Origin of the sequence: Amycolatopsis sp. NPDC049252, assembly GCF_043197175.1 — a bacterium.
In the GTDB taxonomy this organism is placed as follows: Bacteria; Actinomycetota; Actinomycetes; order Mycobacteriales; family Pseudonocardiaceae; genus Amycolatopsis.
In genome coordinates, this window is record NZ_JBICSQ010000005.1 from 17,902 (window position 1) to 38,424 (window position 20,523).

Below are 20,523 nucleotides of genomic sequence, written 5' to 3' on the forward strand. Positions count from 1 at the left end.
GCTCAGCTCAACGCTTTCGCGAGCGCATCGACTTCCCCGGTCATCCAGCCAATGTAGTCCGTCACACCCTGGGGCAGCGTTTCGGTCACGTCCACGACACCGATCCCGGCGGCCTTCGCCTGGCCGACGACGTCCTGGGTCAGTGGCGTCACCGTCTGCGCGTTGTTGATCAGCGCCTTGACCTGCTTGGTGGCGATGAGCTGCTTGTATTCGTTCACCGCGCCCGCCGGGACGTCGGTGTCGTTCTCCACCGCGTCCGAGAACGCCTTGGGGGTCGCGTCCGTCAGCTTCGCGCTCTGGAGCAGGTAGTGCGCGACCGGCTCGGTGACGACGACCTTCGTGCCCGGGTGCGCCGCGCCCAGCTCACCGAGCCGCTTCTCCAGCGCGTCGACCTTCGCCTTGAACGCGGTCGCGTTGTCGGTGAAGGCCTGCTTCGACGCCGGCTGCAGCTCAGCGAGCTGCGCGGCGACCTGGTCGGCCACCTTGTCGACACCCGGCAGGTCGTACCAGACGTGCTCGTTCTCGTCGCCGGTCGCGGCGACGTCGTAGGCGACGATCTTCTTCGCGTCGGCCGCCTGGTCGGTGAGCTTGCCGAAGAACTCGTCGTACCCGCCGCCGTTGGACAGCAGGAGCTGCGCGTCCTTCGCCGCGAGCGCGTCGTCGGCGGTGGTTTCGTAGGAGTGCGGGTCGGCCGACGGGTCGTGGATGACCGACTTGACCTGCACCTTGTCCCCGCCGACGGCACTGGCCACGCTGCCCCAGACGTCCGTCGAGGCGACGACCTCGATCTTGCCGTCGCCACCGGACTGCGCCCCGCCGTCGGAGCCGGACGACCCGCCACCGGAGCACGCGGCCAGCGCGAGGAGGGACAGGGCCGAAGCGGCGGCGAGCACGCGGCGGGAACTCATCGGGGACTCTCCTGAAGGACACTCAGACGCTAATGGAAACCGTTGTCAGATTCACCTTACCCCATCCGGATGACTTCCTGGCCATCCGATCCCGGTTTGGTGTATGCGAGTTCACGCATGCGGATCGAGACATCGACCACGCGGGGTGTCTCTTCAGGAAAACGATCTGAACCGTTACGGTTTGCTGATGGGACGTCCTATTCGCACCCGGAGGCAGGCGACACTGGCGTCGCTCGCGGCGGAGCTCGGTGTGTCCAGGACCACGGTGTCCAACGCCTACAACCGGCCGGACCAGCTGTCCCCGGAACTGCGCCGCCGGGTCCTCGAGACCGCGCGGCGCCTCGGCTACCCCGGACCCGACCCCGTCGCCCGCTCGCTGCGCACCCGCAAGGCCGGCGCCGTCGGGCTGCTGCTCACCGAGAACCTCTCCTACGCCTTCCGCGACCCCGCGGCCGTCGGTGTCCTCGAAGGACTGGCCCTGGCCTGCGAAGACGCCAGTGTCGGCCTCCACCTGGTGCCGGCCAGCCCGGGCCGGGAGGACGTCGCCGCGGTGCACCGCGCGGGCGTCGACGGCTTCGTCGTCTACTCCGTGCCGGACGACGACCCGCACCTGGCCGCCGTGCTGGAGCGGCCGGTCCCGACGGTGATCATCGACCAGCCGAGCATCGAGGGCATCGACCGCGTCGGCCCGGACGACGCCGCGGCCGTCGGCAAGATCGCCGAGCACCTGGTCGGCCTCGGCCACCGGCAGGTCGGCGTGATCTGCATGCGGCTGGCCCGCGAGCGCAACGACGACTTCGTCTCCCCGGCGCGCCAGAGCGGCGCGCACTTCCACGTCCAGCGCACCCGGCTCGAAGCGCTCGCCGTGGCGTTCTCCGCGGCCGGCGTCGACTGGGCGGGCGTCCCGGTGATCGAGCGTTTCGACCACACGGTGGACGACGGCGCGTCCGCCGCCCGGCAGCTGCTCGACGCGTATCCGCAGATCACGGCCGTGATCTGCACCTCGGACATCCTCGCGCTCGGCGCCATGGCCGAGGCCGAGCGGCGCGGCCTGCGCGTGCCGCAGGACCTCACCGTCACCGGGTTCGACGGCATCGCCGAAGCCGAGCGGATCGGCCTCACGACCGTCCACCAGCCGGTGCTGGAGAAGGGCAAGACGGCCGGGCGGCTGCTGCTCAGCTCGGGCGAGCGGAGCGCGCCGAAGGTGATCACGCTGCCCACCGAGCTGCGCATCGGCCGGACGTCGGCACCCCCGCGAACGGTCGAAGAACCCTGGTTCGGCGGCTGAGCCCCCCTTACCAGCAGTGATATAGCTCTTTTCGCATTGCCCGATCAGGTCTGGTCCAGGTCCAATGGAGGAGTACGCCCGCGCCGCGGGGCCACTGGCCGGAAGGTGACCGATGACCTCGATCGACGTTCTGCTCAAGCGCAACCAGGAACTGGGCGAAATCACGCCCGGCGACCGGTCGACCCCGAAGCCGTCACTCCAGGTGGCCATCCTGACCTGCATGGACGCCCGCATCCGGGTGTTCGAGCTGTTCGGCCTGCTCCAGGGCGAGTCGCACGTGCTGCGCAACGCCGGCGGCGTGGTCACCGACGACATGATCCGCTCGCTGGCCCTGTCGCAGCGCAAGCTCGGCACCCGCGAGGTGCTGATCGTCCAGCACACCGAGTGCGGCCTCTCCATGGTGACCGAGGACGACTTCAAGGACGAGCTCGAGAGCGACACCGGACTGCGCCCGACCTGGGCGGTCGAGGCGTTCCGCAACGTCGAGAACAGCGTCCGGACGTCGGTCGAGCGCGTGCGCCGCAGCGACTTCCTGCCGCACACCGACAACGTCCGCGGCTTCGTCTACGACGTCAAGACGGGGAAGCTCACCGAGGTCGAGTAGCCTTCGCGTTCAGATGTCGTCACCATCTGAACGGGGAACAGCGTGCGCGTCCTCTTCGCCGGCCTCGCGTCGCCCGGCCACACCTACCCGCTGATCCCGCTCGCGGTCGCGGCACGGGAGGCCGGGCACGAAGTGCACTTCGCGGCCGGTGAGCACGTCCACGCGGCCCTGCTCCGCAGCGGGCTCCGGCCCTTTCGACCGGCGGATTCGTTCTACGAGATCTACGCCGAAGACCTCGAGCCGGAGCTGGCGCGGCTGCAGCCGGACCTCGTGGTGCACGGCTGGGGTGTGCCCGAGGCCGCCGTCGCCGCGCGGCGGGCCGGGATCCCCGCTCTGTGGCACGGCTTCGGCCGGATGCTCCCCGAGGGGATCGGATTCGACCGCCCACGCGGCGGGGTGCACCTGGACATCTGCCCACCGTCGTTGCAGGACAAAGACTTCCGCGCAACGGCCGAGCGGATCGCCCTGCGTCCGGTGCCCTACTCCGAGCCCGGCCGCTTCGAGCGGCCGACGCGGCCGCTGATTTACCTGACGCTCGGCACCGCGTTCGGCACCGCCGAGGTGCTCACCACGGCGATCCGGGGCCTGGCCGCGCTCGACGCGGACATCATGGTGGCCACCGGGAGCGTGCGTCCCGAAGACCTCGGCGCCGTTCCGGACAACGTCACGGTCCAGGCCTGGGTGCCGCAGGCCGAAGTCGTGGCGCACGCCGACCTGGTCGTCCACCACGGCGGCAGTGGCACCACGCTCGGCGCGCTCGCCGAGGGCGTCCCGCAGCTCGTCCTGCCGCAGGGCGCCGACCAGTTCGCGAACGCCGACGCCCTTGTCTCCGCCGGTGCCGCGCTGCAGCTCCGGCCCGGCGAGCTGAGCGCGGACGCCGTCGCCGAACAGGCGCGGAAGCGGCCGTCGTGCCGTGACGCGGCCCGCGCGCTCGCCGCGGAGATCGCCGCGATGCCGTCGCCGGACGAGGTCGCTCGCGAGCTGCCGAAGCACGCGAAGTAGCCTCCCGGCGTGGCTGTGGACGCTGACGTACTGCTCGACTGGTTCTCCGCGCACGGCCGGGACCTGCCCTGGCGCGAACCCGGGTGCTCGGCCTGGGGGGTGCTGGTCAGCGAAATCATGCTGCAGCAGACGCCGGTCGCCCGGGTCGAGCCGATCTGGCACGAGTGGATGGCGCGCTGGCCGGTGCCCTCGGCGCTGGCGGCGTCGTCCCAGGGCGAGGTCGTGCGGGCCTGGGGCAAGCTCGGCTACCCGCGCCGCGCGCTGCGGCTGCACCAGGCGGCGGGCGTGATCGCGGCCGAGCACGGGGACGTCGTCCCGTCCGATGTGGACACCCTGCTCGCGCTGCCGGGGATCGGCGCCTACACCGCGCGGGCTGTCGCGGCGTTCGCCTACGGACGGCGCGCGCCGGTCGTCGACACGAACGTGCGGCGGGTCGTCGCGCGGGCGGTGCACGGCGCCGGTGACGCCGGGCCCGCGTCGAACACCCGCGACATGGCCGACGTCGAGGCGCTGCTGCCGGCCGACGACGCGCCGGCCGCGCGCTTTTCGGCCGCGATCATGGAGCTCGGCGCGCTGATCTGCACCGCGCGCGCCCCGCGCTGCGCGGACTGCCCGGTGTACGACGAGTGCGCGTGGCAGCACGCCGGACGTCCGGAGTACGCGGGCCCGGCCAAGCCGGTGCAGAAGTTCGCGGGCACCGACCGGCAGGTGCGCGGGCTGCTGCTCGACGTCCTGCGCGGCACCGAGGGGCCGGTCGAAAAGGCGAAGCTGGACCTCGTCTGGCACGACGGCGGCCAGCGTGATCGCTGCCTGGACTCCCTGCTCGTCGACGGGCTGCTGGAGCAGACCCGCGACGGTCTCTTCGCACTTCCGGGCGAACACTAACGCGCTACACCAAAAGTTGGTCAATAGTTGTCATCGGCACGATGCGGGGTTACCTTCGCCTGGTTGCATTCCGGCGGAAGGTGTCACGCAATGGCGGACTTTGACCGCCGTGCCCTGCTCAAGGCGGGATTCACGGCGACCGCGGTCGGCACACTGGGGCTGACCGGGGTCAGCACCGCGGCAGCGGCGGCCGTACCGACGCCCACTATCCACGGCACGGCCGAGTGGGGTGCCCGGGCCGCCACCGGCCCGATCGTGGTGGAGAACCACAAACCGACCTACATCGTCGTGCACCACGCCGTCGACCCGCCGATGAACAACGACTTCTCCCTGGCTCGCGCGTTCTACGTCGCGAAGTTCATCCAGAACCTGCACATGGACAAGAACGGCTGGATCGACAGCGGCCAGCAGTTCACGAACAGCCGCGGCGGGTTCGTCACCGAAGGCCGGCACCGCAGCCTGGAGATCCTGCGCGGCGGCACCCAGCACGTGCAGGGCGCCAATGTCGGCAACCACAACAGCGAAGTCATCGGCATCGAGAACGAGGGCCTGTACAGCACGGTCGACGTGCCGCAGGCACTGTGGGACTCGCTGGTGAACCTGGTCGCCTACATCGCGCACCAGTACGGCATCGCGCCGGAGTTCATCAAGGGCCACCGCGACTTCAACACGACCGAATGCCCCGGCCAGGTGCTCTACAACCGGCTGCCGGAGCTGCGCACCGCCGTCGGGCGGGTCCTCGGCGTACCGGTGGCACGGGCCGAGGCCGAGTGGCCGCTGCTCAAGCCCGGTGACACGGGCAAGCAGGTGCAGCTGGCGCAGCGGTTCCTGCGGTCGGCCGGGTTCGGCGTGCCCGCCGACGGCGTCTTCGGTAAGTCCACAAAGGACGCCGTGACCGCGCTGGCCGCGCAGGCCGGGCTGCCGCGCGACACGTGCACCGCGTCGCAGGCGGCCGACGAGACGGGCTTCCTCGGCTCGGACGTCTGGCCGCTGATCGTCCCGGCCGACCGCTCGACGGCGGCCTGGCGAGCGGACCTCTCCCGGGCCTGAAGCGTCAGCGGTTCAGGACCTCGGACAGGAAGGCCTCGACGGCGCCTCGGTAGGTCTCCGGCGCCTCGTCGTGGGGCAGGTGGGCCGAGCCCGGGACGATCAGGTGTTTCGCGCCCGGCACCCGGGCCGCGACAGCCGCCTGCTGGCCCGGTGGCATGGCCGTGTGCTCACCCTCGACCAGCAGCAGCGGGCAGCGGATCGCGTCCACCGTGGCCCAGTAGTCCCGGCGGCCCCACTCGGCGGCGATGACGTACAGGTCCGCCAGGTCGGCGACCAGGTGAAACCCGTCGGAACGCTCCTCGACGCAGTCGGTGAAATACGCACCCGCGTCGCCGAAGAACTCGCGGACGTGGTCCAGGGACTTGAACGGCACCGGCCAGCTCTCGAAGTACCCGCGCCACGTCTCCACCGTGCGGCCGCGCTGGTCCGGCGCGAAGTCCTCGGACACCACCGCGCGCACCAGCTCCGGGTACCGCGCGGCCGTCGCCCACGCGTGCAGCCCGCCCATCGAGTGGCCGATGAGCACGGCCGGGCCGGCGTCGAGGGTGCGCAGCGTGCCGGCGACGTCTTCGGCGAACCGCTCGGTCGTCCAGGGGCCGACGCGCGGCGCGCTGCCGTGGCCGCGCGCGTCGAGGCCGTACACCGCGCCGTAGGGCCGGAGCCACTCCGCGACGCGCCGCCAAGTCCGCGCGCGGCCCATCAGGCCGTGGAGCAGAACGATCGGCACGCCGCTGCCGCCGAAACAGAGCACGCGGCCACCTAACCACAAAACCGCAGGTGCGGAACGTGACCGAGCGGTCGCGCACGATGACCTAGGCTGGGCGGCATGCGCCGCCGACTCACCGCCCTCGCCCTCTGCAGTGTGGTGATCTCCGCCGCGGCCTGCAGCGGTGACGCCGTCCCGGCGCCGCCCCCACCACCCCCGATGCACCCCGTTCCCGGGGCGCCGGGCGCCGGTGATCCGTATTACCCGGAGGACGGCAACGGCGGTTACGACGCCCTCGACTACCACGTCGACGCGAGCTACGACCCGGCGAGCGGCCACCTCGACGGCGACACGACGGTCACCGCGAAGGCCACCCAGGACCTCAGCCGGTTCGACCTCGACCTGCGCGGACTCGACGTCAGCAGCGTCGAAATCGACGGGCAGCCGGTGAGGTTCAGCCGGGAGAAGACGTTCGAACTGGTCGTGACGCCGTCGGCGCCGATCCGCGGCGGGACGACGTTCCACACGCGCGTCCGCTACGGCGGCGACCCGGCGAAGACCCCGCACGACGGCGACAGCGACAACGGCTGGCAGCACTCCGCCGACGGCGGCGCCTACATGGTCGGCGAGCCGCACTCGGCGGCCTACTGGTACCCGGTGAACGAGACCCCGCGCGACAAGGCCACGTTCACGCTCACCACGCACGTCCCGGACGGCTGGACGGTGATCTCGAACGGCCGCGAGCTGCCGCCGGTGCACGCCGGCGGCAAGACCACCACGACGTGGACCGAGACGAACCCGGTGGCGAGCTACCTGACGACCGTCGCGATCGACAGGTTCAGCGTCGACCGCTCGACGCTGCCGGACGGCACCCCGGTCGTCTCCGCGTACGCGCCCGGCGCCGAGGACCACCGCGCGACCGGTGACCGGCTGCCCGAGGTCCTGGCCTTCCTGAGCAGCAAGTTCGGGCCGTACCCGCAGTCGGCGGCCGGCGGGATCTACCTGAACGAGGACATCCACTTCTCCCTGGAGACGCAGACCCGGCCGACCTACGCGAAGTGGGCCGAGCTGCTGACGCTGGTGCACGAGAACGCCCACCAGTGGTTCGGCGACTCGGTTTCGGTCGCCGACTGGTCGGACACCTGCCTGAACGAGTGCTTCGCGTCGTACGCGCAGTGGCTGTGGGGCGAGCGCGAGGGGCAGAACCTCGACGACCGCTACCGCGCGGCGATCGAGCTGACCCGCGGCAGCACCGACTTCTGGAACCGCAAGCTGGTCGGCATGGGCGCCGGGCACGAGTTCGAAGGCGTTTACGACAAGGGCATCCTCGCGCTGCACGCGCTGCGCCGGAAGATCGGCGACCCGGCGTTCGACCGCCTCCTGCACGAGTGGCCGGCGAAGTACCGCCACGCGAACGCGACCTGGACGGCCTTCGAGAGCCTGGCCCGCAGCGTCTCCGGCCAGGACCTCCAGGCCTTCTTCGCGGACTGGTTCCACGGGACGTCTTTGCCCGCGGACGCCGACCTCTACCCCGGCTCCCTGCGCAGCTGACCCCCTGGGTACGGGTGTCCGCCGTGGTGCGGATCATCCAGCCGGTCGCCGCGGCGTCAGTAGGGTGGAGCCATGAGTGTCGTGAAGATCAACGCGATCGAGGTTCCCGAAGGCGCCGGCCCCGAGCTGGAGAAGCGGTTCGGTGCGCGGCTGCACGCCGTCGACCAGCAGCCCGGTTTTCTCGGCTTCGAGCTGCTGCGGCCGGTTTCCGGCGAGACGCGCTACTTCGTCTACACGAAGTGGGAGACGGAGGAGGCCTACCAGGCCTGGGCAAACGGGGGCGCCGCCGCGGCCGCGCACTCCGGCGAGCGCGCCAAGCCGGTGTCGAGCGGGGCGAGCCTGCTGGAGTTCGAGGTCGTCCTCGGCTCGAACCCGGGTGAGTGACCTCGCCCGCGCCGCGGAACTGCTGGACGGCGCCGGCGCGCTGCTGATCTGCGCCGGCGCCGGGATGGGTGTCGACTCCGGCCTGCCGGACTTCCGGGGCGGCGAGGGGTTCTGGCGCGCGTACCCGCCGTACGCCCGGCTCGGGCTGCGGTTCGAGGAGATCGCCGACCCGCGGCACTTCGCCGAAGACCCCGAGCTGGCCTGGGGTTTCTACGGCCACCGCCTGGACCTGTACCGGAAGACGGTGCCCCACCGCGGGTTCGCCCTGCTGCGCGAAATCCGGCCACCCGGCGGCGTCCGCGTCTTCACGTCCAATGTGGACGGACAGTTCCAGAAGGCGGGCTTCGAGCACGTCGCCGAAGCACACGGGTCCATCCACCACCTGCAGTGTCTTTCCGCCTGCACCAACGAAATCTGGCCGGCCGACGTTTCCGTGTCCGTCGACACCGAGACGATGCGCGCGGAACCACCGCTGCCGTCGTGCCCGCGCTGCGGCGGCCTGGCGCGCCCCAACATCCTGATGTTCGGCGACTACGAGTGGGTCCCGGACCGCAGCCAGGAGCAGCTCGACGAGCTGACGGCCTGGCGCCGCACGGTGCGCGACCTCGTGGTGGTGGAACTGGGCGCGGGCCAGGCGGTCCCGACGGTCCGCCGCTACAGCGAGCTGGCCAGCGCCGCGACGGGGGCGTTGATCCGCATCAACCCGCGAGAACCCCAGATCCGCCACGGCCGCGGCGTCTCGATCGCGGCCGGTGCGTTGGAGACGCTCGAACAGCTACGGCCGTAACCGCCGCGCTCACGGCAGTTGCACTTCGGCGAAAACCGCGTGGTGGTCGCTGCCCTGGACGTCGAACACCCGGTAGTCCCGGACCGCGGCGCGGTTGTCGACCACGACGTGGTCGATCGTCACCAGCGGCATCGACGACGGCCACGTCGGCGACAGTCCCGAGCCGCGCTGCTCGGCCGCGTCGTTGTAACCGCGGGACAGCACCGTGCGGAAGGCCGCGTGGTCCAGGGTGGCGTTGAAGTCGCCCGCGAGGATCCGCAGGCCGTGCTCGCCCGCCGCGCGGGACAGGTCCTTGGTCTCGCGCTCCCACTGCGGGGTGTCGACGTCCGGGGAGATCGGGTGGACGGCGACGACCTCGGCCACCACGCCGTCGCCGAGGTCGACCTGGGCGCCCGGCTGCTTGGCCGCGGAATCACCCGTCAGGTTGACCTCCGTCAGGGGGAAGCGCGACACGATCCCCGAGCCGAACGCGCCGGGCGCCGCGTGCAGCACGCGGTACGGCAGCGTCTGGAACAGCCCGGCCGCCGTCAGGCCGTCGACCGCCCGGGGCGTCAGCTCGACCAGGTTCAGCACGTCGATCCGCTGCGTGCGCACCAGGTCGACGACGGCCTTCGGATCCGCCTGCCCGTAGAGCAGGTTCGACGCGAGCACGCGCAGCGTCTTGCCGTGCACGTCGCGTTGCTCGCTCGCCGTGACCCGCGGCACGACCAGCACGGCCAGCGCGACCGCCAGCACCAGCGCGACCCCGCCGACCCACCAGCGCCGGAACGCCAGCGCCAGGCCGCCGAACAGGACGCCGTACAGGACCGCGTACGGCGTCAATGACAGCACGACGAGGGTGTACCAGTCGCCGTCGAAACCGATCAGGCGCAGCGCGGCCAGGACCGCCAGCGGCACCACCGGCACCACCAGCAGGGCCGTGACCAGCGGATTCTTCCGCCGCACCCGCGTCTCTTCCGTTGTCACCATGGTGCCGAGTATGCCCAGGCGGCGGCCGGACGGCCCGGGCGGCGACAACTCCTCCACAAGATCTCCACCAGCGCCTGCCAGCAGCGGACAGCCGCTGCCAGCGCGCTGTGCGCGGCCTGCCAGCCCGCGGGTCCACTGTGGTTCCCGTAAGCGACTGCGAAGGAGGAACGCCATGTCGCACGCGATCCAGGCTGAAGGCCTGGTCAAGCACTTCGGGGAGACCAAGGCGCTGGACGGGGTGGACCTCGAGGTCCCCTACGGCCAGGTGGTGGGGGTGCTCGGGCCGAACGGCGCGGGCAAGACGACCGCGATCCGCATTCTGGCGACGTTGATGAAACCCGACTCCGGGAGAGCCACGGTCGGGGGCTACGACGTGGTCGCCGACCCGGTCCGGGTCCGCAGCCTGATCGGGCTGACCGGGCAGTACGCGTCGGTCGACGAAGACCTCAACGGCATCGAGAACCTGATGCTCATCGGCCGGCTGTACGGCCTGCCCCGGGCCCAGGCCCGCAAGCGCGCCACCGAGCTGATCGAGCGGTTCGAGCTGACCGGCGCGGCCAAGCGGGCGATCCGGACGTTCTCGGGCGGCATGCGGCGCCGGATCGACCTGGCCGCCAGCCTCGTCGGCGGCCCCGAGGTGCTCTACCTCGACGAACCGACCACCGGGCTCGACCCGCACGCCCGCAACGAGGTCTGGGACGTCGTCCGCAACCTCGTCGCCGACGGCGCGACGGTGCTGCTGACCACGCAGTACCTCGAGGAGGCCGACCAGCTGGCCGACAAGATCACCGTGTTCGACCACGGCCGGGTCGTCGCCGACGGCCGGGCCGACGAGCTCAAGCGCCGCGTCGGCGGGCAGACGCTGCAGGTGCGCCCGACCCAGCTGTCCGACATGGACGCCGTCAACCGGATCCTCGGCGACCTCTCCGGCGTCCGGCCGACCCGTGACGACGCCTCCGGGCTGCTCACCGCGCCGGTCAGCGACCCGGTGCTGCTGTCCACTTTGGTCCGCAAGCTCGACGAAGCCGGGATCACCGCGGACGAGCTGGCGCTGCGGCTGCCCAGCCTCGACGAGGTGTTCCTCGCCCTGACCGGGCACGCCGCCGAAGAATCCACTAAGGACACTCGCGATCTCGAAGGGAGCCTGGCATGACGACCCTGGCACTCGACCGCCCGGCCCCGCCGCGGCACATCAGCCCCGCCAAGGGCTTCCAGCACGCGCTTTCGCTGGCCTGGCGCGGCGTCCTGAAGATCCGCAAGAACCCGGAGCAGCTGGCCGACGTCACGCTGATGCCGATCATCTTCCTGGTCATGTTCGTCTACCTGTTCGGTGGCGCGCTGTCCGGCTCGACCGACGCGTACCTGCAGATGGTCGTGCCGGGGATCATGGTGATGAACATCCTGCAGGCGTGCCTCACCGTCGGCACGAACCTCAACACCGACATCACCAAGGGCGTCTTCGACCGGTTCCGCAGCATGCCAATCGCCCGGTCGGCACCGCTGATCGGCGCGGTGCTCGCGGACATCGTGCGGTACGTGGTCTGCCTGACCGTCCTGATGGTCGTCGCGACGATCATGGGCTACCGGATCGCGACCAGCCCCGGCGAGTTCGCCGTGGCCATCCTGCTGGCGCTGGCGTTCGGGCTCTGCTTCTGCTGGGGCTCGGTGTTCGTCGGCATGATCATGAAGTCGCCGGGCGCGGCGACGGCCCTGATGTTCGTCTTCATCATGCCGCTGACGTTCGGCAGCAACGTGTTCGTCAGCACGAGCACCATGCCGGGCTGGCTGAAGGCGTGGGCCGACATCAGCCCGGTGAGCCTGATGGCGAACGCGCTGCGCGGCCTGATGAACGGCGGCGCCGTCGCCGGCCCGCTGGCCGGGGCCCTGGCCTGGATGGCAGGCGCGGTCGTCGTGTTCTTCCCGCTGGCCACCTGGGCCTACCGCCGGCGGGTCTGAGGGCGCGGGTGCACGGGGGTGACCCACGCCGGTAGCTGAAGGGGACGTTCGCCGGGGGGCGGGCGTCCCCTTCAGCTCTTGACCGTGTCCAGCTCCGCCATGAGCCAGGTGATCGTGTCCTCTTTGGACACCTTCCGGGCCTGTTCGTACCGCTCTTCGTATTCCGGCAACGCTTCGGCCAGCGAAGCACGCAGCTCCCGGAGCTCGGGGCTGCCGAGGTCGAGCCGGCCGCGGACGACCGCGGACGCCGCGAGCACCCGGGCCGCCACCTCGAACCGCCCCTGCTGCGCCCGGATCAGGGCCAGCAGCTCCACCGCCCCGGCCAGGTCCGGCATGTCGCCACGCAGGTACGTGGACCGGATCGCCGCGGCGGCGAAGGTTTCCGCTTCGCCGGGACGGCCGAGAGCCAGGCGCAGGCGCGCCTCGGCCGCGTTGACCCACTCCTCGCCCATCCCGCCGGGGAACACCGCGTCCCGCAGCAGGGCCCCGATCCGGTCGAGCTGCGACCGGGCTTCGGCCAGCCGGCCCGTGCGCACCAGCAGCTCCAGCCGGCCGAACATCAGGACGACCTTCTGCTGCGGGTTCGTGATGGCCGCGCCGTAGCGCTCGGCGGCCTCCTGGTCGCGCCAGGCCCCTTCGAAGTCCCCGGCGCGGGCCCGTTCCACGGCCAGCCGCCACCAGTGCTGGACGGCGTCCTCGTGCGAGCGCAGCTCCATCGACAGCGCCAGCCCCTGCTGGTAACACTCGATCGCCCGGTCGCTTTCGCCTGCCTGCGAAAGGGCGTACGCCTGGAAGCTCAACGTCATCGCGGTACCCCACCGGTCGCCGACCTCGACGAACCCGGTGTGGGCCAGGTCCCGCGCGCGGTCCGCGCCCTCGACGTCACCCCCGTCGTCGAGCACGAAGCTCTCCACCCAGTGCCCGCCGGCGCGGGTCCACGGGTCCGGGCTCGCCGCCGCCCGCCGCACCTCGCGGAGCGCGACGTCGCGGTCGCCGCTGAGGAAGGCCAGCATCGGCAGGGCCACCGCGAGCCCGGCGTAGCGGTCCATCGCACCGGTGCGGACGCACTCGTCGACCAGCGGCACGATGTCGGCGTTCTCACTGCGCATCGGGACCGCGTCCATCAGGTAGAGGATCGCCCGGTAGGCCGCGGAGGCGGCCGGGGGCAACCGGTCGCCGAAGGTGAGGGTCTCGCGGATCACCCCGTCGACCCGGCTGCCCTGGCCCAGGATGGTCAGGTACCAGAACAACCCGTCCAGCAGGCCGACCGCGTTGTCCACATCGGACATCTCGATCGCGCCGCGCAGGGCCGTGATCATGTTGGCGTTCTCGGCCTCGTACCGCTCGAGCGCGGGCAGCTGGTCGCGGGTGCGCAGCACCGGCTCCAGCCGGGCCGACAGCTCGGCGTAGTGGGCCGCCATCGCGCGGCGGGTCGTGTCCAGCTCACCGGACTCCACCAGCCGCTCGGTGGCGTACGCCCGCAGCGTCTCCAGCATCCGGTACCGCGGTTCGCCGCGCCCGTCGTCCATGTTGTCCACAATGGACTTCTCGACCAGGCTGCCGAGCACGTACGGCACGTCGGCCGCGGCCAGGGACTCGTCCGCGCAGACGGCCTCGACCGTCTCCAGCTCGGCGCCGCCGACGAACACCGAGAGCCGCCGGGCCAGCACCAGTTCGGCGTCGGTCAGCAGGTCCCAGCTCCACTCGACGACCGCGCGCAGCGTCCGCTGGCGCGGCAGCGCCGTGCGGCTGCCCGAGGTGAGCAGCCGGAACCGGTCGCCGAGGCGGCCGGCGATCTGCGCGACGGTCATCGACCGCAGCCGCGCCGCGGCCAGCTCCAGGGCCAGCGGCATCCCGTCGAGCCGGCGGCAGATCTCCCCGACGTGGTCCACAGTGGACTCGTCGAGCACGAAGTCGGGGCGGACGGCGGCCGCCCGGTCGAGGAACAGCCGGGTCGAGTCCAGCTCGGCGGCTTCGGCGGGCGCGGCGGATTCCGCCGGCACCGGCAGCGGCCCCAGCGGGCAGAGCGCCTCGCCGGTGATCGCCAGCGGCTCGCGGCTGGTGGCCAGGATCCGCAGCCGCGGCACCCGGTGCAGCAGCTCGTCCGCCAGCCGCGCGGCGGCGTCGACGACGTGCTCGCAGTTGTCCAGCACCAGCAGCGCGTCCCCGCCGCCGAGCACCTCGACGGCCTGTTCCAGCGGATCCGTCGCCCGGCGGCGCACCTCGGTCTCGGTGCTGCGGATGTCACGGACGCCCAGCGCGCCCAGCAGCGCGCCGGGGACGTCGTCGGCGTCGCGGACGCCGGCCAGCGCGGCGAACCAGACGCGGCCCTGCTGGTGCGCCGGGTGCCGGGACGCCGCTTCGGTGGCCAGCCGGGTCTTGCCGGCCCCGCCCGGCCCGGTCAGCGTGACCAGCCGGGCCCCGGCGAGCAGCTCGGCCAGCAGCTTGAGCTCGTCGTCACGCCCGACGAACGTCGTCAGCCGCGTCGGCAGCCGGTCGGCCACCGGGGACGGCGGCGCGAACTCGCCCCGCAGCGCGGCCAGCTGGATCTCCTGCAGCTCGGCGGACGGGTCGACCCCGAGCTGGTCGGCCAGCGTCCGGCGCAGGCCGGAGTAGACGGTGAGCGCCTCGGACTGGCGCCCGGCGGCGCAGAGCGCGCGGATCCGCAGGCCGGCCAGCCGCTCCCGCAACGGGTCGGCGTCGGCCGCGGCAGCCAGGTCGGGCAGGACGGCGGCGTGCTCACCCAGCCGGATCAGCGCTTCGAACCGGTCCTCCGCCGCCTCCGCGCGCAGATCGGTGAGCCGCCGGGCGGGGGCCTGCGCGAACGGCGCGTCGAGGACGTCGGCGAGCGCGGCGCCCTGCCACAGCGCGAGGGCCTCGGCGAGCAGTTCGGCGGCGAAGGCGTCACGGCCGGCGGCGAGTTCGCGGCGGCCTTCGGCGGCGAGCCGTTCGAACCGCTCGGCGTCGACGTCCTCCCGGGCCACCGCGAGGCGGTAGCCGCCCGGGCCGGACTCCACCGCCACCGGCAGGGCCTTCCGCAGCCGCGAGACCAGCGACTGGAGGGCGTTGGCCGCGTCGGCGGGCGGGTCGGTGCCCCAGAGTCCGTCGATCAGCGCGTCGGCCGGGACGGCCCGCCCCGCGTCCAGCGCGAGCCTGGCCAAGAGCATGCGGAGGCGGGCTCCGCCGATGTCGATCGGCGTGCCGTCGTCTTCCGCCGCGCGCAGCGGGCCGAGCAGCGCAACGCGCATGGACCCAGCTTTCCAGACCTTCGCTGAGGGCCGGGGCCGGACGTCCGAAGCGACACCGACGGAAGTGCTGATTTTCCGGACAAATGCGCCTTCGGACCACACCAGCGCACACCGGTGGCGATACCTTGCGGGTTCACGTCCACCCAACCGGACAGGAGCGTTCATGAGGGGACAGAAACCGGTCGTGCTCGCGGTCGCGCTGCTCACCGGCATCTGCTTGAGCTCGGGAGTCGCCGCCGCCGGGAACGACTGGGGCGGCGCGAAGCCGGGCAGCGACGGCGCCGGCGACAGCTACTACCCCCAGGACGGCAACGGCGGCTACGACGTCGCCGACTACAACCTGAAGGTCACCTACGTCCCCGCGACGCACCAGCTCACGGGCGTCCAGGACATCGCCGCCCGCGCGACGCAGTCCCTCAGCTCGTTCAACCTGGACCTGCGCGGGCTGACCGTCGACACGGTCCAGGTCGACGGCCGCGGCGCGAAGTTCAGCCGCAGCGGCGACCACGAGCTGACGATCACGCCGTCGCGGTCCTTGCGGCGCGGCCAGGACTTCCAGGTCAAAATCGGCTACCACGGTGTCCCCGCGCCCATCGACGACCCGTCGCTGGGCAACAACGGCTGGCAGTACGCCCAGGCGGGCGGCGCGTTCGCCGCCGGCGAGCCGAAGTCGGCGACCACCTGGTACCCGGTCAACGACACCCCGCTCGACAAGGCCACGTTCCACCTCGCGATCACCGTGCCCGACGAGTGGGGCGTGATCGCCAACGGCCGTGAGCGCGGGACGTTCAAGGCACCCGGCGGCACCACGCACGTCTGGGCCGAAGAGACGCCGATCGTGCCGTACATGACCACGGTCGCGATCGACAAGTGGACCTTCGACAAGCAGAAGCGCAAGGACGGGACGCCGATCGTCAGCGCGTTCGCCCCGGGCGTGCCCGACTCGACGAAGCAGGCCGAGGCGAGGCTGCCGGAGATCCTCGACTTCCTCGAGTCGAAGTTCGGCAAGTACCCGATCGACGCCGCGGGCGGCATCTTCCTCAACGAGCAGATCGGCTTCTCGCTCGAGACGATGAGCCGGCCGATCTACTCCGCGGGCTGGGCCGGCACGGTCCCGACGATCGTCCACGAGAACGCCCACCAGTGGTACGGCGACTCGGTGGCCGTCGACCACTGGCGCGACGTCTGCATGAACGAGTGCTTCGCCTCCTACGCCGAGTGGCTGTGGGACGAGGCCAAGAACGGCGTCGACCTGAACAAGCAGTACGCGGACGACGTCAAGAAGGCATCGACGGGGTTCTGGAACGGCAAGCTGTACGACATGGGCCCCGGCAACGAGTTCACGTACGTGTACTCGAAGGGCCCGGTCATGCTGCACGCGCTGCGCAACTACATCGGGCAGAGCGCGTTCGACCGGGTGCTGAAGACCTGGCCGGCGCTGCACCGGGGCGGCAACGCGAGCATGCAGGACTTCCAGCGGTACACCGAAAGCGTCGCGCACAAGAACCTCAAGGGCTTCTTCGACGCGTGGGTGTACGGCACCGGCAAGCCCGCCGACCAGTACCTCTACCCGGGCGACCTCAAGCCCGCCGCCTGAGCCGACGGTCCGTGAAGGCCACCTTGAGGGAACTAGAGTCCCTCGAGGTGGCCTTCACGGCGTTTTGGGAGGGGTGGGCATGGCCAGGGTGCTGATGACGGGGTTCGCGCCGTTCGGGGGCGAGGCGGTCAATCCGTCGTGGCAGGCGGTGTCGGCGCTCGGGGCGCGGCGGGACGACGTCGCCGCGGTCGAGCTGCCGTGCGAGTTCGCGGCGTCGCTGCCCGCGCTGCGCCGGGCGATCGCCGAGCACCGGCCGGAGCTCGTGGTGTGCGTCGGCCAGGCGGGCGGGCGCGCCGAGGTGACGCCGGAGCGCGTCGCGATCAACCTGGTCGACGCCCGCATCCCGGACAACGCCGGCGCGCAGCCGGTCGACGTCCCGGTCGTCGCAGACGGCCCGGCGGCGTACTTCACGACGCTCCCGGTGAAGGCGTGCGTCGCGGCGATCCGCTCGGCGGGTGTCCCGGCGTCGGTGTCCCACACGGCCGGGACGTACGTGTGCAACCAGGTCTTCTACGGCTTGATGCACCTGCTGGCCACGGATTTCCCGGGGGTGCGCGGCGGTTTTGTGCACGTGCCGTTCAGCCCGGAGCAGGTCGCGGCGTCGGGCAAGGCCGCGCCCTCGCTGGGTGTCGGCCGCATCGCCGACGCGCTGGAAGCCTTGGCGGACACGGCGTCGAAGGTCACCGAGGACATCGTCGTCAGTGCGGGCGTGGAGCACTGAGACCCGGGGCGGACCCGCGGGCGCTGCTCCGGCCACCGCTACGACACCATGTGCGCCGACGCCGCGTTCGCCGCCCAGGTGCTGGTGCAGACGCCGTGGCCGGCCGGGATCGGGTTCCTGCCTAGTCGCCGCGGCCGGTGAGCTCCACGAACGCCGACGGGCCCGGGACGTTGTGGTGGACCGTCAGATCCGCCACCCGCTCCCCGCTCCAGGACGGCGTGAAGCTCACGACCAGTGTGCACCGCTTGCCCGGCACCACTTCCTGCCCCAGGCAGCCGCTCGCGTCCACGGCGAAGTCCGTGCCGTCCACCTCGACGCCGGTGACCCGCACCGGAGTCACGCCGACGCTGCGGACCGCCACCGCGCAGCTCGCCGTCGTGTGCACGGGTGCCGTGCCGCACGCGACCGACTCCGGGACGAGCACCCGCGGCTGCGCTTCGGGCACCCCGGGGAACGTCGCGGGCTTGCCGCGGGCGAGGTCGAACACCGTCACCCCGGTCACCGTCAGGACGAGCGCGCCCGCCGCCAGCAGCACGATCGCGATCGCCTTGATCCCGCGGGCCGCGCCGTCCTTGGCCGTGAACCCGCCCGCGGCCAGTACCGTCACGACCAGCGTCGAAACCAGCGTCGCTGCCGGCCCCGCGCCGATGGCGGCCGGGACGAGCGTGCCGAGCAGGGACGCGGCGACCGTGACGCCGAATCCGGTCCAGGAGAAGCGTTTCGCCTCGCGCAGCTGCCGGCGCACGCTCGGCGCCCGAGGCTTTGTCGTCGTACTCATGCAGGTAGGAGCGCCGGAGCACGCGCGCACGTACGACATTCCCCCGTTCGGCGGTGCGGCGGTGTCCCGTGACGTGGGGCACACCCGGGCGGGGGATGTGAAGAAATCTCACTATCGGTCGGCCGAACGGTGCTTTCATGGCCGGAACGCCCAGCCCGACGACGAGGTGAGTGATGATCGGATTCGAGACCGACCTGCAGGACCTGCGGGACTCGGCCGGCGCCCTGCAGCAGGCCGCCGACGCCGCGGAAACCGCGTCCGCCGGCCTGCGCGGCACCGACGTCCCGGTCTCGTCCGGTGGCGGTGGCGTTCTCGACATCTCCGGGATGTTCCCCACGCAGAACGCCTTCGGCCGCACGCTGGGCATGCCGGCCGTCGCGAAGGCCTACAACAACCACCTGGCGAAGATCCAGGACCTGGTCGCGCGGCTCCACGAGACGACGTCGGACACCAGTCACGCGCTGCTGCGCGTCGCGGAGCTGTACGAGAAGGCCGACGAGGACTCGAAAGAGCACGTCAACCGCGCGGCCGCGGGCCTGGAAGCGAACTGAGGGAACGATGGACGGCTACTTCGACACCGGCCTCGACGCCGAGCCCCGCTCCAGCGGCGACGACCGCCGCGCGGAGCTCATGGAGGGCATCTCCGCGGACCTGACCGACGGCGCCACCGACGCGCTGGACGCCCTCGACGTCCTGCGGATGACCGCGCTCTGGATGTTCGGCTTCGACGACTCCAGCGACCAGTTCCGGAAGATGCAGGACGAGACGGCCGGCATCTACCGCGAGTTCTCCGACGCCGACATCGACCACGAGTCGCCCGACGGCCTGCAGCACCTGATCATGAAGCACGACGCCGTCTGGAAGCAGCTGCAGCGCGACTCGGGGCCGAAGCTGGACGACGCCCGGCAGTTCCTCGGCGAGTGGCGCGGCTCCGCGGCGAACGCCGTCAAGGCGTACCTGAACGAGCTGGCCGACGCCTTCACCGAGGTGGCGACCAAGATCACCGTGCTGGAGAGCGACGTCGTCGCCGCGCGGGAGGCGATCGCGTCGGCCCGCCAGGACCTGAACAACCTCGGCAGCACGTTCCTGGAGACGGCGAAGAAGTACCAGGACGACCAGTCCCGCATGCACGAAGCCGCGCTGTCGAAGGTGCTGGCCGCGACGTTCGCCGGCGCCGTGGCCGGGATGCTCACCGTCGCCAGCGCCGGGGTGGCCGCCCCGGCCGGCGCCGCGATCTTCACCGCGGCCAACGGCGCCCTCGTCGCCGGGAACGCCGCGGGCGGCGCGATCAGCGCGGTGGTGGCGAACCAGGCGGAGATCACCGGCGACAACGTGTTCGACCTGTACCAGAGCTTCCTCGACAGCGCGGGCAAGATCCGCGACGGCATGGGCGACACCGCGACCACGCTCGCCGGCCGCATCCACGACGAGGCCGCCGACCTGCCGAAGATCCCGGACTCGCCGGACGTCAGCCCGGGATCCAGCTTCGACCCGTCCAACTTCGAGACCGGCCACACCTCGCGTCGGACGGAGAAGAACGTCCGCGACGCGAACGTCGACATCCGGCCCGACGGTGAGGTGGCCGGCGGCGGGAGCAGCGTGGGGTCGCTGAATGGCTGACCAGGCCCCGAAACCGGACCGCGATTCCCTGCTGAACGAGTTGTCCGCGCTGACGGCGACGGCGACGTCCGCCGACGGCGCGGTCTCGCTGTCGGTCAACACCGACGGCGTCATGACCGGGCTTCGGCTCACCGACGCCGTCTCGCGGATGTCGCCGTCCGAGATCGCGGACGCCGTGCTGCGGACCTACGTCGAGGCCCAGCGCGACTCGGCGAAGCGGACCGGGCAGCTGCTGGCACCGCTGGGCAGCGGCGGTTACCTGATGGACCGGCTGCGCTGGCGGGTGCAGTACGAGCCGGAGCCACCGGCCGTGGAAGCTCCGGCTCCTGCTCGTGTCGAACCGGACGACGCCGTGCTCAAGGATCGCTCCGAGGAAGCGCCCGCCGCCGCACCGCCGTCCGGGCCCTCGACGGAAGACGAGTGGTACGGCAGGGGCGTGCGGTTCGAGCCGACCTGGTGAATCGGGCCG

General features: G+C 71.7%; 20 protein-coding genes. 15 read left to right on the plus strand and 5 right to left on the minus strand.

Features of this window, described 5'->3' with window-relative positions; translation table 11 throughout:
- Positions 1 to 2: 2 nt before the first annotated feature.
- Positions 3 to 908, minus strand: a complete 906-nt coding sequence (locus ACGFMK_RS09940; protein WP_392760160.1) for a metal ABC transporter solute-binding protein, Zn/Mn family — start codon at positions 906 to 908, stop codon at positions 3 to 5.
- A 187-nt stretch (positions 909 to 1,095) separates the two neighbouring features.
- Between ACGFMK_RS09940 and ACGFMK_RS09945 the strand changes: the two genes are divergently transcribed.
- The 5 genes from ACGFMK_RS09945 to ACGFMK_RS09965 all read left to right on the plus strand — a co-directional run bounded on the left by ACGFMK_RS09945 (position 1,096) and on the right by ACGFMK_RS09965 (position 5,737).
- Complete coding sequence (locus tag ACGFMK_RS09945) at positions 1,096 to 2,196, plus strand: LacI family DNA-binding transcriptional regulator (RefSeq protein WP_392760162.1); 1,101 nt, start codon at positions 1,096 to 1,098, stop codon at positions 2,194 to 2,196.
- Positions 2,197 to 2,308: 112 nt separating this feature from the next.
- Entirely contained in the window at positions 2,309 to 2,800 is a 492-nt protein-coding gene (locus ACGFMK_RS09950; RefSeq protein ID WP_392760164.1) for a beta-class carbonic anhydrase, read from the plus strand.
- Between the two features lie 42 nt (positions 2,801 to 2,842).
- Positions 2,843 to 3,802, plus strand: coding sequence for a glycosyltransferase (locus ACGFMK_RS09955; protein WP_392760165.1), 960 nt, complete (start codon positions 2,843 to 2,845; stop codon positions 3,800 to 3,802).
- Positions 3,803 to 3,811: 9 nt separating this feature from the next.
- Positions 3,812 to 4,687: an A/G-specific adenine glycosylase gene (locus tag ACGFMK_RS09960; protein ID WP_323324420.1), complete on the plus strand. Its 876-nt coding sequence runs from the start codon at positions 3,812 to 3,814 to the stop codon at positions 4,685 to 4,687.
- A 90-nt stretch (positions 4,688 to 4,777) separates the two neighbouring features.
- On the plus strand, positions 4,778 to 5,737 hold the full coding sequence (locus tag ACGFMK_RS09965; protein ID WP_392760167.1) for an N-acetylmuramoyl-L-alanine amidase: 960 nt from the start codon (positions 4,778 to 4,780) through the stop codon (positions 5,735 to 5,737).
- Between the two features lie 4 nt (positions 5,738 to 5,741).
- Here the strand turns inward: ACGFMK_RS09965 and ACGFMK_RS09970 are convergent, their stop codons facing one another.
- The gene (locus ACGFMK_RS09970) at positions 5,742 to 6,488 is read right to left on the minus strand and encodes an alpha/beta fold hydrolase (RefSeq protein ID WP_392760169.1); all 747 of its coding nucleotides are present in this window, start codon (positions 6,486 to 6,488) and stop codon (positions 5,742 to 5,744) included.
- A gap of 75 nt (positions 6,489 to 6,563) precedes the next feature.
- Between ACGFMK_RS09970 and ACGFMK_RS09975 the strand changes: the two genes are divergently transcribed.
- The 3 genes from ACGFMK_RS09975 (at position 6,564) to ACGFMK_RS09985 (ending at position 9,165) form a co-directional block, all read left to right on the plus strand.
- Positions 6,564 to 7,994, plus strand: a complete 1,431-nt coding sequence (locus ACGFMK_RS09975) for a M1 family metallopeptidase (protein WP_392760170.1) — start codon at positions 6,564 to 6,566, stop codon at positions 7,992 to 7,994.
- A 72-nt stretch (positions 7,995 to 8,066) separates the two neighbouring features.
- Positions 8,067 to 8,378, plus strand: coding sequence for an antibiotic biosynthesis monooxygenase family protein (locus tag ACGFMK_RS09980; protein ID WP_392760172.1), 312 nt, complete (start codon positions 8,067 to 8,069; stop codon positions 8,376 to 8,378).
- Positions 8,371 to 9,165, plus strand: coding sequence for an NAD-dependent deacetylase (locus ACGFMK_RS09985; protein ID WP_392760174.1), 795 nt, complete (start codon positions 8,371 to 8,373; stop codon positions 9,163 to 9,165). Before ACGFMK_RS09980 ends, ACGFMK_RS09985 begins: the two co-directional genes overlap by 8 nt.
- A 9-nt stretch (positions 9,166 to 9,174) precedes the next feature.
- Here ACGFMK_RS09985 and ACGFMK_RS09990 read toward each other — a convergent pair whose 3' ends face one another.
- Positions 9,175 to 10,191 (minus strand): endonuclease/exonuclease/phosphatase family protein, encoded by a 1,017-nt coding sequence (locus ACGFMK_RS09990; protein ID WP_392760175.1) that lies wholly within the window; start codon positions 10,189 to 10,191, stop codon positions 9,175 to 9,177.
- A 115-nt stretch (positions 10,192 to 10,306) separates the two neighbouring features.
- On the opposite strand from ACGFMK_RS09990, the gene ACGFMK_RS09995 reads away from it, so the two are divergent.
- Positions 10,307 to 11,287: an ATP-binding cassette domain-containing protein gene (locus ACGFMK_RS09995; RefSeq protein ID WP_392760177.1), complete on the plus strand. Its 981-nt coding sequence runs from the start codon at positions 10,307 to 10,309 to the stop codon at positions 11,285 to 11,287.
- Positions 11,284 to 12,090 carry an ABC transporter permease gene (locus tag ACGFMK_RS10000; protein WP_392760179.1) on the plus strand — a complete coding sequence of 269 codons (807 nt, stop codon included), beginning with the start codon at positions 11,284 to 11,286 and terminating at the stop codon, positions 12,088 to 12,090. The genes ACGFMK_RS09995 and ACGFMK_RS10000 overlap by 4 nt, the downstream gene beginning before the upstream one ends.
- A gap of 71 nt (positions 12,091 to 12,161) precedes the next feature.
- Here ACGFMK_RS10000 and ACGFMK_RS10005 read toward each other — a convergent pair whose 3' ends face one another.
- Positions 12,162 to 15,338, minus strand: coding sequence for a BTAD domain-containing putative transcriptional regulator (locus ACGFMK_RS10005; protein ID WP_392760181.1), 3,177 nt, complete (start codon positions 15,336 to 15,338; stop codon positions 12,162 to 12,164).
- Between the two features lie 163 nt (positions 15,339 to 15,501).
- Between ACGFMK_RS10005 and ACGFMK_RS10010 the strand changes: the two genes are divergently transcribed.
- Both ACGFMK_RS10010 and pcp read left to right on the plus strand, forming a co-directional pair.
- On the plus strand, positions 15,502 to 16,935 hold the full coding sequence (locus ACGFMK_RS10010; protein WP_392760183.1) for a M1 family metallopeptidase: 1,434 nt from the start codon (positions 15,502 to 15,504) through the stop codon (positions 16,933 to 16,935).
- A 79-nt stretch (positions 16,936 to 17,014) separates the two neighbouring features.
- The gene (pcp, locus tag ACGFMK_RS10015) at positions 17,015 to 17,656 is read left to right on the plus strand and encodes a pyroglutamyl-peptidase I (RefSeq protein WP_392760185.1); all 642 of its coding nucleotides are present in this window, start codon (positions 17,015 to 17,017) and stop codon (positions 17,654 to 17,656) included.
- A 121-nt stretch (positions 17,657 to 17,777) separates the two neighbouring features.
- Here pcp and ACGFMK_RS10020 read toward each other — a convergent pair whose 3' ends face one another.
- Complete coding sequence (locus tag ACGFMK_RS10020; RefSeq protein ID WP_392760186.1) at positions 17,778 to 18,434, minus strand: hypothetical protein; 657 nt, start codon at positions 18,432 to 18,434, stop codon at positions 17,778 to 17,780.
- Positions 18,435 to 18,607: 173 nt separating this feature from the next.
- Here ACGFMK_RS10020 and ACGFMK_RS10025 point away from each other — a divergent pair, with 173 nt between their 5' ends.
- Genes ACGFMK_RS10025 through ACGFMK_RS10035 form a run of 3 tightly spaced genes read left to right on the plus strand, consistent with a single transcriptional unit; the run spans position 18,608 to position 20,514 of the window.
- Positions 18,608 to 18,985, plus strand: a complete 378-nt coding sequence (locus tag ACGFMK_RS10025; protein WP_392760188.1) for a hypothetical protein — start codon at positions 18,608 to 18,610, stop codon at positions 18,983 to 18,985.
- A gap of 7 nt (positions 18,986 to 18,992) precedes the next feature.
- Positions 18,993 to 20,054 carry a hypothetical protein gene (locus ACGFMK_RS10030; protein ID WP_392760190.1) on the plus strand — a complete coding sequence of 354 codons (1,062 nt, stop codon included), beginning with the start codon at positions 18,993 to 18,995 and terminating at the stop codon, positions 20,052 to 20,054.
- A complete protein-coding gene (locus ACGFMK_RS10035; RefSeq protein ID WP_392760191.1) occupies positions 20,047 to 20,514 on the plus strand; it encodes a YbaB/EbfC family nucleoid-associated protein in 468 nt (155 codons plus the stop codon). Before ACGFMK_RS10030 ends, ACGFMK_RS10035 begins: the two co-directional genes overlap by 8 nt.
- The last annotated feature ends 9 nt before the right edge of the window (positions 20,515 to 20,523 follow it).

What these genes read in the sequence shown, in the direction of transcription:
- ACGFMK_RS09945 (WP_392760162.1), top strand. Translation starts at nt 1,096, where the DNA reads ATGGGACGTCCTATTCGCACCCGGAGGCAGGCGACACTGGCGTCGCTC.
- ACGFMK_RS09950 (WP_392760164.1), top strand. Translation starts at nt 2,309, where the DNA reads ATGACCTCGATCGACGTTCTGCTCAAGCGCAACCAGGAACTGGGCGAA.
- ACGFMK_RS10025 (WP_392760188.1), top strand. Translation starts at nt 18,608, where the DNA reads ATGATCGGATTCGAGACCGACCTGCAGGACCTGCGGGACTCGGCCGGC.
- ACGFMK_RS09975 (WP_392760170.1), top strand. Translation starts at nt 6,564, where the DNA reads ATGCGCCGCCGACTCACCGCCCTCGCCCTCTGCAGTGTGGTGATCTCC.
- ACGFMK_RS09940 (WP_392760160.1), bottom strand. Translation starts at nt 908, where the DNA reads ATGAGTTCCCGCCGCGTGCTCGCCGCCGCTTCGGCCCTGTCCCTCCTC.
- ACGFMK_RS09995 (WP_392760177.1), top strand. Translation starts at nt 10,307, where the DNA reads ATGTCGCACGCGATCCAGGCTGAAGGCCTGGTCAAGCACTTCGGGGAG.
- pcp (WP_392760185.1), top strand. Translation starts at nt 17,015, where the DNA reads ATGGCCAGGGTGCTGATGACGGGGTTCGCGCCGTTCGGGGGCGAGGCG.
- ACGFMK_RS09965 (WP_392760167.1), top strand. Translation starts at nt 4,778, where the DNA reads ATGGCGGACTTTGACCGCCGTGCCCTGCTCAAGGCGGGATTCACGGCG.
- ACGFMK_RS10035 (WP_392760191.1), top strand. Translation starts at nt 20,047, where the DNA reads ATGGCTGACCAGGCCCCGAAACCGGACCGCGATTCCCTGCTGAACGAG.
- ACGFMK_RS10020 (WP_392760186.1), bottom strand. Translation starts at nt 18,434, where the DNA reads ATGAGTACGACGACAAAGCCTCGGGCGCCGAGCGTGCGCCGGCAGCTG.
- ACGFMK_RS09980 (WP_392760172.1), top strand. Translation starts at nt 8,067, where the DNA reads ATGAGTGTCGTGAAGATCAACGCGATCGAGGTTCCCGAAGGCGCCGGC.
- ACGFMK_RS10010 (WP_392760183.1), top strand. Translation starts at nt 15,502, where the DNA reads ATGAGGGGACAGAAACCGGTCGTGCTCGCGGTCGCGCTGCTCACCGGC.
- ACGFMK_RS10005 (WP_392760181.1), bottom strand. Translation starts at nt 15,338, where the DNA reads ATGCGCGTTGCGCTGCTCGGCCCGCTGCGCGCGGCGGAAGACGACGGC.
- ACGFMK_RS10000 (WP_392760179.1), top strand. Translation starts at nt 11,284, where the DNA reads ATGACGACCCTGGCACTCGACCGCCCGGCCCCGCCGCGGCACATCAGC.
- ACGFMK_RS10030 (WP_392760190.1), top strand. Translation starts at nt 18,993, where the DNA reads ATGGACGGCTACTTCGACACCGGCCTCGACGCCGAGCCCCGCTCCAGC.